Below are 6,732 nucleotides of genomic sequence, written 5' to 3'. Positions count from 1 at the left end.
TATATAAAAAGGTCTTTTTTTCATTATACAAGACTTATTACTTTCGTTTTTGTAATTAAATCCTGAAAACCACGATTATCTTTGCGGAACAACATCATATATATATTACATATTAATGGAATTCCTAATAGCAATACGTTCGGTAATAACACTACAAAAAATCTTATAATTAATGTTTGCAACGTTAGCTTTTCACTCTTCAATGAAATTAATTTTATTCTCGTTACCTTTTTTCCAAGTGTAACACCGTTCCAAATAAAGGGTAACACAATAAAATATATCGCCATTAATATAAAAACTACTGCGAAATCATATCTAAAATCACCTAAGCTTATATTAAAGCGCTTAAACATAGCACTATAGTTTCCGGTCATAATAGCTACTACTACACCATACATAACCGAGATTAAAAACATGTCAATTAGGGAAGCACCTATGCGATTCATTACAAGCGCTGGACGATGCATCTTTAACTTCATTTTATGTCGACTCCTTCATATCCTTCTTTACCCGTCTCATCGTACCACTTCTAAAAAACATTGTAAACTAGCCTTTCTCTTACTTTTCTTGTACAATTTGTTACAATAGCATTATAAAGGAGGTTCCCATATTGAAAAAATGGATAATCCTATTCGTCGCCTTCCTATTAACTGGTTGTGCAGGAAACACAGGTCACTTAACTTATACGGTTAACGATGAATACGAACTCATACGTACTTCTGGAAATGCATTTGAACTTTTCCCCTCGCAAGATGCTGTATATGCCACACAATACATCCCTGCAAAAATTACAGACATTGCTTGGGATGATAAATACATTATTGCAAAACAAACCGAGGAAAAATCAGATCCGAATAACCCTGACGCAGCAATTGCAAATAAAAAAAGTGAACATTATTGGATTATTGACGTAAAGCACAATAAACGTTTCGGTCCCTACAATGAAAAGCAATTTAATGAACAAAAAGATGCGTTTAAAATTAAGGTGCCTTTTCAAAATGTAGATTCATACATAAAAGAAATAAAAAAACAGTCAGCATAATATTTGAATGCTGACTGTTTTGCCTTACATTATTTTAGTGAGATGTTAAACGTTTGTGGCTCTTTTACAACATCTTGTGTTTCTGAATCTCCTGCAAGTAAATCATCAGTTGTAAACTGAATATCCTTTACCTTGTCTTTTCCATCGTCAAGTATTAAACCAATAATACCATCTCTTGTTTCACCAGGCTTATAGTCTTCTCTTGATACATTTTTTGTACCAACTAACGTATCTTCGTCATATAAAAAGTTTTGAGTGGCTACTTTAAAATGTTGCTTACCATTAATCATAACATCATTCATAGAGAAAAATTGCATATTTTTATTTCCGGTATTCTCCACTTTATATGTAATCTCAACGTAACGAATCGTATTACTAATCTCTGTTCCACTTAGCGATGCATATAATTCTGCATCTTCTTGGCTTACTTTATCCCCTAATCTCCGTTTTACTTCTTCAGGGGTTAGTGCCGTGTATACTTTCAATGTTTTTTTTGCCTTTTCACTCATCTGTGATAAAGAAATTACTTTCACATCTTGTACGTGAATTTTCATTGGCGCTACTTCAAATGTTTGATTCACAGAATGCATCTGCTCTAACTTAAAAGTACCCCATCCTGTTTCTTTCACTTTTTGTCCTACTTTTTTCAGCTCACGCCCACCATATTCTTTTGTTTCAGGAATAGATTCTTTCTTCTTCGGTTCAGCTTTCTTTTCTTCTTGATGGAAGCAACCACTTAACATAAGAAGAAAACTACATAAAACAAAAATACTTTTCCATGCTTTCATCATTTCATTTCTCCTAACGCTATCATTCATGAATATAAAATTAGTCCCTGGCTTTGTAAACTATAGAAACAATGACAAGTCCACAAAATGAACTTGTCAGTCCAGATACTATTATACCTCCAATTTGGAAAATATGAAAATAGGGATCTAGGAACGCGTGCACGATAAATATAATAGTTGCTACAACAATTACTGAAACCCAATACTTTCTTTTTTCCGAAGCTAAAATAAGATCTTTACCCATTTCATTTCTATACTTCCATAAAACGTATACTAATAGTAGAACACCAATACATGTACTTCCATGTTGCATATATTTATAAACAGAGATACCGTACCATTCTCTTTGTAATAATGGTATTTTCATAACGAAATAGCCTGTCTTATGAGTGAATGCATCCCAAACAACATGCGTGAGCATACCGAATAATGCAGAATAGCAAAATACAAAGAATTCTTTCCAGGTATGTAGCCCCCACCTCTCATCTATTGCATATGAATAATAACCAGCAAACGGTTTAGGTAAATGCGTTATAAACGGCTTTTTTAAAATGTAGTGATATATGTATGCGAGTAGAAATACAAGCGGTAAATTTAAATATAAGAACCCGAGCCATTTATGGCCAATAACACCATACGGTCTAAAGTGTAAAAAATATTCAAAGTCAGGCGCCATACTACCTAATATAAGAGCCGTTACTGAAATATGTTTAGAATGCTTTTTCGCAAAAGGAAGAACTGCTGCTGGATGTGCAAATGTAAACGGCATACTTTAACTCCTTCTCACATTTTCAATAGAATACCATATATCATAACGAGAGAATGGATCTTCATGCAATATTTATTTTCACATTGGAATATGATAGTTTAAATGATATAATCCACATAAAATATTCAGAAAATAAGGAAGGAATTCAGGTGTCATTAACACTTGTATTTGCCGCCTTTTTAGAATCAAAATCCGTTATGAATTGAGGTTTATATATTGATTGACGTACCCTTTTTACAAAATGTTACATTAAAAAAAGAAAATATCCCTAGTTTTTCCGCATATCCTTACTGCTTACCTGCTATCCGAACATTACAATCACTAGTTTTTCATCCAAATGTAACATTCATTATTGGAGAAAATGGAACGGGTAAATCAACATTACTTGAAGGAATTGCAATTGCGTTAGGCTTTAATGCAGAAGGTGGAACGAAGAATTTCCGCTTTAGCACTAACGATTCACATTCATCTTTACATGAATACCTTCGAATTTCCAAAAGTTTCAATACACCAAACGACGGTTTCTTTCTTCGCGCTGAATCATTTTATAACGTTGCTTCTTATATTGATGAAATAGATGCTATAAAATCTTACGGCGGCGTTTCACTACACGAACAATCTCACGGCGAATCATTCTTTTCCTTATTTATGAACCGTTTTTCAGGACAAGGTTTATACATTTTAGATGAGCCTGAGGCAGCTTTATCACCAATGAGACAACTTTCCATGCTTATTCGAATGCATGAGCTAGTGGAACAAGGTTCACAATTTGTTATTGCGACGCATTCTCCTATTTTAATGGCCTACCCTGAATCCACTATATATTCTTTAACACAAGAAGGGATTCACGAATCCACATTAGAAGAAACTGAGCATTACCAAACGACGAAACTTTTCTTTGAAAATCGTGATCGATTATTTCATCATCTATTTGAGTCGTAAAAAAAGAAGCAGCAATAGCTGCTTCTTTTTTATAGTGCTTCTATAAATAAGGCAACCCCGATACCGCCACCGACGCATAAAGAGGCAATTCCTTTTTCTAACCCACGTCTTTTTAATTCGTGAATTAAACTTACTGTAATACGAGCCCCTGTACAACCAATTGGATGCCCAAGTCCTACGCCACTACCGTTTACGTTCACTTTTTCACGGTCTAAGCCTAACTCTTTCTCTACAGCTAAATATTGAGCCGCGAAAGCTTCATTAATTTCAAGTAAATCTGCATCTTCCAATGACCAATCTACTTTTTCTAAACCTTTACGAATTGCTGGTGCTGGTCCAATACCCATAATTTTCGGGTCTACTCCAGCTACTGAATATCCAACAATTCTAGCTAACGGTTGTAAGCCTTTTTCTTTCGCTTTTTCTTCGCTCATTAATACTAGAACTGCACTTCCGTCATTCAGGCCAGATGCATTACCTGCAGTTACAGACCCATCTTTACGGAATGCTGGTTTTAACCCTGCTAATTTTTCCGCTGTAATATCTGCACGTGGATGCTCATCCTTCGAAAATACTACTTCTTTTCTACGTTCTTTTATTGTAATAGGAACAATTTGATCGTCAAAGTGTCCAGACTCGATTGCCTTCAGTGCCAATGTATGACTGCGAAGAGCAACTTCATCTTGTTCCTCTCTTGTAATTTCATATTGTTCAACTAAATTTTCCGCTGTTTCACCCATCATAATATGGTGAATCGGATCTTCTAACACTTCCCACACCGTATCACGAATTTCTCCGTGCTGTAGACGTTGTCCCCAGCGGTGCTGTTTCAATGCATAAGGGCTCGAACTCATCGCTTCTACTCCACCTGCAACAACAACATCACTTACACCTAATTGGATTTGCATTGCAGCTGACATAATTGCTTGCATACCTGAAGAACATTGACGTTGGATTGTATATCCCGTAACTGTGTCAGGAAATCCTGCCGCTAATGCAGCTGTTCTCGCTGTATTTGCTTCATCAGTTCTTTGAATACAATGACCTAAAATTACTTCATCAACTTCATGTGGTTCTACCCCGCCTCGTTTTACAGCTTCCTGAAGTACAGGAACAGCTAATTCTACTGGCGTTACATTTTTTAGCGCTCCTCCAAAAGTTCCAATTGGCGAACGAACTGCAGCTGTAATAACAACATTATGCATTTTGTACTTGCCCCTCTCTTATGTACCCTAGTAAGTTTTTAGGTGAAATTCCATAAGATGTATATCTATAACTATCATACTATAAACATACTAAAAAATCAAAATATTTAATATAATAAAAATAGAAGGAATTAACCTTCTATTCTGTCAGTGCATATAAAAACTTTTGCAAAATTTTCTCTGTCGTTTCATTCAATTTTGGCAACTTATCTACTGGAAAATATTGAAGTTTCAACCCTTCATGATCGAGCTTTAATTCCCCGCTCACATGATGTGCCTGATACAGATGAATGACATTGAAAATTTCATCGCCATTCGGATAACGGAAATATACTTCTTTTCCTGATAGAACACCAAGAAATTGCATTATTTTTGCAGTTAACCCCGTTTCCTCAAATAACTCTCTACGTGCCGTTTCTTCTGTCGTTTCACCCAGTTCCATCGCCCCGCCAGGTACACCCCAATCATATGTATCTGAACGATATTGAAGCAATACTTCTTGTTTATCATTTAATATAATGATTGCTGATCCTACGAGAATAAGCGGTCTTGTACCAACGACTTTTCGTAACTCTTCAATATACCCCATATGTAAATTCCCCTTTCCCTAACCTCCCTTATCATAACAAAATTTCTCTCTTTTTGTTCATGTAATTTTAAAGAAAAAAAGGAAGCTTTCGCCTCCGTTTTTTCATCTTTATTTCTTAAAACTTTCATATTTTACAGCTTCAAAAGCTTCCTCAATTTCATCATTACGATAATGGACATATGTAAAACGACCCAATTCTACTAATCTTGCTATTTCCTGTAACGCTTTATGCTGCTCATATGTTTCTTTCAGCTTAATATGTACATAAAACTTCATTAAAGGATGTTCATATAAAGGTTCTCCCACCTCTACATATACATCTTCAACCCCTTGTACAACTCTTACATAACTCGCAAATTGATAAAGTGCTTCTCTGTCTGAAACGATTTTTAATGTATACATATATTCTCCCCCTTTCCTTTACTATATCAAAAAGACGACCACACCATGTTATAGAACTATGAAATTTTTTCGACTTGTCATCTATATATTCAATAAAGAAGGCGTTTATCCATACATGACATCTTTTCCCCACATATATTATAGGAAGAACTTTTTTTCATTTGAGGTGTTCCTTATGGATCCATACGTCAATATATGTATTTGCATTACTCCCGGCGCCGATATTTCTGATGACCGCATCGCAAAAGATTTAGCTGTTGCAGAATCAATTTGGCACCCCATTACATTTCAAATTCAAGAAGTAATTGTATTAAATGAACTTTTCCGTTTTTTTGACCGTGAAATCAGTTATAAAAATTCCATTCAAAGTCAAGAAAAGTTGGCATCCTTTTTCCAAACATGTGTAAATGAAGCTCCTGAATGCGACCTTTATATTTGTTATATTGGCAGTGATTATTTCAAAGAAACAGCAGTAATTGCCTGCGCTTATTCTTTAGCAAAACAACAGCAACTTACTGGCTATATCGTTTTAACAAATTCGGCTGCCCCTATGAAAAATATATATACGCTCGCTCACGAAATCGGTCATATTTTATTTACAAGACGTATTCATGGAAAACTTACTCATGCAGATCCTCATTCTCCAACCGGCTCGGAGCACCACCCTTCTCCAACAAATCTTATGTATCCGATAGTCCCTCGTCCAGAAAACGTTCATATTCATTCCTTATTAACAGCAGAACAAAAAGCGCTCTCTTTACAAAGCTCTTTATTACAAAGAAAAAAACAGTAACCCTCATGTTACTGTTTAAAACAACTTATTCCAATCAACAAAACAAATCCCGGCTGCTAGAAATAAAAATAGACAACTAAATGTAAATGTAATCCCTCTAAAAATCCCTATATAATATTTCTTTGGAAATAATTTTTGGTATATCCAGAGCAGCCCTTTTCCAATAAAACCGAAGAACAAAACATATCCAGATGTATAATCT

Annotated in this window: 9 protein-coding genes and 1 pseudogene; 3 read left to right on the top strand and 7 right to left on the bottom strand. The window is 35.1% G+C overall.

Features of this window, described 5'->3' with window-relative positions:
• Positions 1-23: 23 nt before the first annotated feature.
• Entirely contained in the window at positions 24-479 is a 456-nt protein-coding gene (locus ACQGSG_RS25065) for an RDD family protein (RefSeq protein ID WP_426948259.1), read from the bottom strand.
• A 131-nt stretch (positions 480-610) separates the two neighbouring features.
• On the opposite strand from ACQGSG_RS25065, the gene ACQGSG_RS25060 reads away from it, so the two are divergent.
• A complete protein-coding gene (locus tag ACQGSG_RS25060; protein ID WP_000758785.1) occupies positions 611-1,042 on the top strand; it encodes a DUF3997 domain-containing protein in 432 nt (143 codons plus the stop codon).
• 29 nt (positions 1,043-1,071) lie between these two features.
• On the opposite strand, the gene ACQGSG_RS25055 is transcribed toward ACQGSG_RS25060, so the two are convergent.
• Positions 1,072-1,833 (bottom strand): hypothetical protein, encoded by a 762-nt coding sequence (locus ACQGSG_RS25055; RefSeq protein ID WP_000973895.1) that lies wholly within the window; start codon positions 1,831-1,833, stop codon positions 1,072-1,074.
• Between the two features lie 37 nt (positions 1,834-1,870).
• Positions 1,871-2,599 (bottom strand): DUF4184 family protein, encoded by a 729-nt coding sequence (locus ACQGSG_RS25050; RefSeq protein WP_001116847.1) that lies wholly within the window; start codon positions 2,597-2,599, stop codon positions 1,871-1,873.
• 216 nt (positions 2,600-2,815) lie between these two features.
• Here ACQGSG_RS25050 and ACQGSG_RS25045 point away from each other — a divergent pair, with 216 nt between their 5' ends.
• Entirely contained in the window at positions 2,816-3,541 is a 726-nt protein-coding gene (locus ACQGSG_RS25045; RefSeq protein ID WP_000568010.1) for an AAA family ATPase, read from the top strand.
• A gap of 29 nt (positions 3,542-3,570) precedes the next feature.
• On the opposite strand, the gene ACQGSG_RS25040 is transcribed toward ACQGSG_RS25045, so the two are convergent.
• From ACQGSG_RS25040 to ACQGSG_RS25030, 3 genes are all read right to left on the bottom strand, one after another.
• Positions 3,571-4,746 (bottom strand): acetyl-CoA C-acetyltransferase, encoded by a 1,176-nt coding sequence (locus ACQGSG_RS25040; RefSeq protein ID WP_000552075.1) that lies wholly within the window; start codon positions 4,744-4,746, stop codon positions 3,571-3,573.
• 139 nt (positions 4,747-4,885) lie between these two features.
• Positions 4,886-5,335, bottom strand: a complete 450-nt coding sequence (locus ACQGSG_RS25035) for an NUDIX hydrolase (RefSeq protein WP_002005651.1) — start codon at positions 5,333-5,335, stop codon at positions 4,886-4,888.
• Between the two features lie 108 nt (positions 5,336-5,443).
• Positions 5,444-5,737: a DUF3928 family protein gene (locus tag ACQGSG_RS25030; RefSeq protein WP_000288330.1), complete on the bottom strand. Its 294-nt coding sequence runs from the start codon at positions 5,735-5,737 to the stop codon at positions 5,444-5,446.
• A gap of 175 nt (positions 5,738-5,912) precedes the next feature.
• Here ACQGSG_RS25030 and ACQGSG_RS25025 point away from each other — a divergent pair, with 175 nt between their 5' ends.
• Entirely contained in the window at positions 5,913-6,530 is a 618-nt protein-coding gene (locus ACQGSG_RS25025) for an ImmA/IrrE family metallo-endopeptidase (protein WP_000371605.1), read from the top strand.
• 15 nt (positions 6,531-6,545) lie between these two features.
• Here the strand turns inward: ACQGSG_RS25025 and ACQGSG_RS25020 are convergent.
• Positions 6,546-6,732: pseudogene (locus ACQGSG_RS25020) on the bottom strand (DNA-binding protein); the annotation flags it as partial.

This window comes from Bacillus sp. GMa5/1, assembly GCF_050172015.1.
Taxonomy (GTDB): domain Bacteria; phylum Bacillota; class Bacilli; order Bacillales; family Bacillaceae_G; genus Bacillus_A; species Bacillus_A cereus.
Note: the sequence above shows the minus strand (reverse complement) of the source record. Positions and strands in the feature narration are given on the sequence as shown.